Annotated in this window: 3 protein-coding genes; all 3 read left to right on the top strand. The window is 74.0% G+C overall.

Annotation, left to right across the window (positions count from 1 at the left end):
• Window positions 1–144: 144 nt before the first annotated feature.
• On the top strand, window positions 145–591 hold the full coding sequence (locus PSH25_RS26685) for a beta-ketoacyl synthase chain length factor (RefSeq protein WP_238661656.1): 447 nt from the start codon (window positions 145–147) through the stop codon (window positions 589–591).
• On the top strand, window positions 588–2,204 hold the full coding sequence (locus PSH25_RS26690) for a class I adenylate-forming enzyme family protein (protein WP_238661657.1): 1,617 nt from the start codon (window positions 588–590) through the stop codon (window positions 2,202–2,204). Before PSH25_RS26685 ends, PSH25_RS26690 begins: the two co-directional genes overlap by 4 nt.
• The coding region (locus tag PSH25_RS26695) for a beta-ketoacyl synthase N-terminal-like domain-containing protein (protein WP_274527999.1) at window positions 2,201–2,968 on the top strand (768 nt) is incomplete at its 3' end. The genes PSH25_RS26690 and PSH25_RS26695, both read left to right, overlap by 4 nt.

The raw sequence follows: 2,968 nt of genomic DNA on the forward strand, positions 1-2,968 counted from the left end.
TCTTGCACTTTCTGCCCCGACGAATCCGACCAAGCACCCAAACCGACGACCGAAACCGCAAGATCGCCGGGGGAGAGGGCCGGGGAGAGGGCCGGGGAGAGGGCTCGGGCCTTCTGGCCTGAGGGTGAGGACGTCGGGGGCACGGTGGCGGGAGTGCCGGGGTTTGTGCACTCGGACTTCGCGCCGGTGGTGGTGGCCGTTGCCGAGCGGTGTCTGCGGCGGGGGTACGGGTCGGCGGGAGTCCCCGCCGGGGTGCGGACGGGAATCGTGCTGGTCAGCGCCAGCGGCGATCTCGCCAGCGCCCAGCACGTACGGGAGACCGTCGCGGCCGGCGGGCGGGTCGGCCCGCTGTTCTTCTTCCAGTCAGTGCCCAACAGCGTCGCCGGGCACCTCGCGGCCCGCTGGGGCCTGCGCGGCCCGGTGGTCTGTCTCAGCCCGACCGGCGACCCGTACACCGACGGCGTCGCCGAGGCCGAACTGCTACGCGACGACGGTGACGCCGACGAGGTGTTGCTGATCCTGATCGAACAGGCACCCGACAAGCCGACCGAGGCGGTCGCGGTGCTGCTGGGGGGAGGAGCACGACCATGAGGACACGGGGACTGCGCGGCGCACTGGCCGCCGACACCGAGTTGGGTGCGGGCAACGTCCTGGCCCGGGTACTGGCGCACGGCGCCGACCCGGACGGGCCCGGCCTGACCTTCGACACCGCCGTCGACGGGCACCCCGCCGAGACGCCACTGACGCTGGGGCGGCTCGACGAGCGGGTCGCCGCCCGCGCCGCCTGGCTGCACGAGCAGGGGGTACGCCCCCGCGACCCGGTCGCCGTCTGGGCCACCGCCGCCGCCGACATGGTGCTCAGCTTCCTGGCGCTGGCCCGGCTCGGGGCGATCCCGGCGCTGATGAACGGCAAACTCCGCCCGGAGATCGCCGCCGAGTACATCCGCCGGCTGCGGGGCGTCGGTGTGCTGGCCGACGGCGCGCACACCGCGCTGCTGGCCGGGCACGACCTGGGCGTACGGCTGCTCGGCACCCCCGCGCAGGCCGGTACGGGCGACCCGACCACGGCGCCGGCGCACTACCGGCACCACCCGGACGACCCGATCGTGATCACCCACACCTCCGGGACGACCGGGGTGCCCAAGGCGGTGCTGCACTCGCACGCCAGCCTCTTCGCGGCCACCCGGCACCTTCTCACCATGCCGCAGGCGCAGGGCACCACCCGGATCCTTAACGCGCTGCCCGCGCCGCACACCGCCACGGTGCTGATGGTCAACCAGGCGCTGGGCAACCGCGCGCAGATGTTCCTGCTCTCCGAGCAGGGCGGCGAGCGGGTGCTGGACGCGATCCAACGCTGGCGCCCTGACGGGGTGTTCGGTTTCTCGGTCACCTGGGCGGAGCTGGCCCGCTTCGACCTGTCCGGGTACGACCTGGACTCGGTGCGGTTGTGGTTCAACACCGGCGACGCCTCGCACGAGCCGCACATCCGTCGCCTCGTCGCGGTCGGTTGGCACGACACCGTCACCCGCGACGGGGTGGCGAAGGTGCCCGGGTCGGTCTTCATCGACGGGCTGGGCTCCAGCGAGATGGGGCACTCGATGTTCCACATCACCCATCGCGCCGACACCGACCGGTACGGCCGTTGCATCGGCCGCCCGTACCGGTTCGCCAAGGTCGCGGTGCTCGACGCCGACGGCGAGCCGGTGCCGGTCGGCGAGGTGGGTTTCCTGGGCATCGACTCGCCGTCGCTGTTCCGGGGCTACTGGAACGACTCGGTCACCACCTACCGCTTCCGTCAGCGTGGCTGGTACCTCACCGGTGACCTGGTCCGCGCCGACGCCGAGGGCCGCTACTACCACCTGGACCGGGCGGTGGACTCGGTCGACGCCGGTGGCGGGCGGCGCTTCTACACGGCGCTGTCCGAGGAGCGCATCCTCGCCGCCTGCACGGACGTCACCGACTGCACTGTGGTGATCGTCGCCGAGGCCGGGGCGGTCGTCACCGACGTGCTGCTGGAGTTGGCCGCCGGCGCCGACGAGGCCGAGGACCGCACCGAGCGGGTCCGTGCCGCCCTCGGCCCGGACGTCGGCGCCACGCTGCGTCGGGTCGTGCCGGTGCGCTCCGCCGACATCCCGGTCACCGTGACCGGCAAGGTCCGCAAGGTGGTCCTGCGGGAGCGCTACCTCACCGAGGCACATTCATGACCGCCCTGATCACCGGGATGGGTCTGTTCACCCCGGTCGGGCGGGGCGTCGAGGAGACCTTCGACGCGCTGACCACCGGCCGGTCCGGGCTGACCCGCCCGCCGCTGGGGCACCCGGCGCGGGAGTCGCTGGACGTGGCCGGCCTGCTGCCCGACATCGACCCGCGGACCGTCGCGTCCGGGCCGGAGACCCGGGTGCTGGACCGGATCGTCGTTCTCGCCCTGCTCGCCGCCGCCGACGCCCTCGCCGACGCCGGCATCGAGGTGGGCCGCGACGTCGACGCCGACCGGATCGGTGTGATCGTCGGTGGGGTCGGCGGGATGGCCACCCTGGAGTCGCAGGTGCTGGCGCGGGCGGCCCGGGGTCGGGCGGCGGTCAGCCCGTACCTGCTCACCGGGATCCTGCCGAACATGCCGGCGGCGCGGATCGCCATCGCGCACGGCATCCGGGGCTACAGCTCGTCGGTCGGCACCGCCTGCGCCTCCGGTGCCCAGGCGGTCGCCGACGGGGTCCGGCTCATCGCGACCGGAGAGGCCGACGTGGTGCTCTGCGGGGCCAGCGAGGCACCGCTCTTCCCGACCTTCGCCGACACCTTCGGCAACGCGCGGGCGTTGGCGCGCGCCGGCACCGACCCGGGCCGGGCGAGCCGGCCGTTCGACACCTCCCGCAGCGGGTTCGTCCTGTCCGAGGGGGCCGCGCTGCTGGTGCTCGAACGCGCCGAGCACGCCGCGGCGCGCGGCGTCGCCGGGTACGCCGAGGTGGCC

The organism is Micromonospora foliorum (genome assembly GCF_022229015.1).
GTDB lineage: Bacteria > Actinomycetota > Actinomycetes > Mycobacteriales > Micromonosporaceae > Micromonospora > Micromonospora foliorum.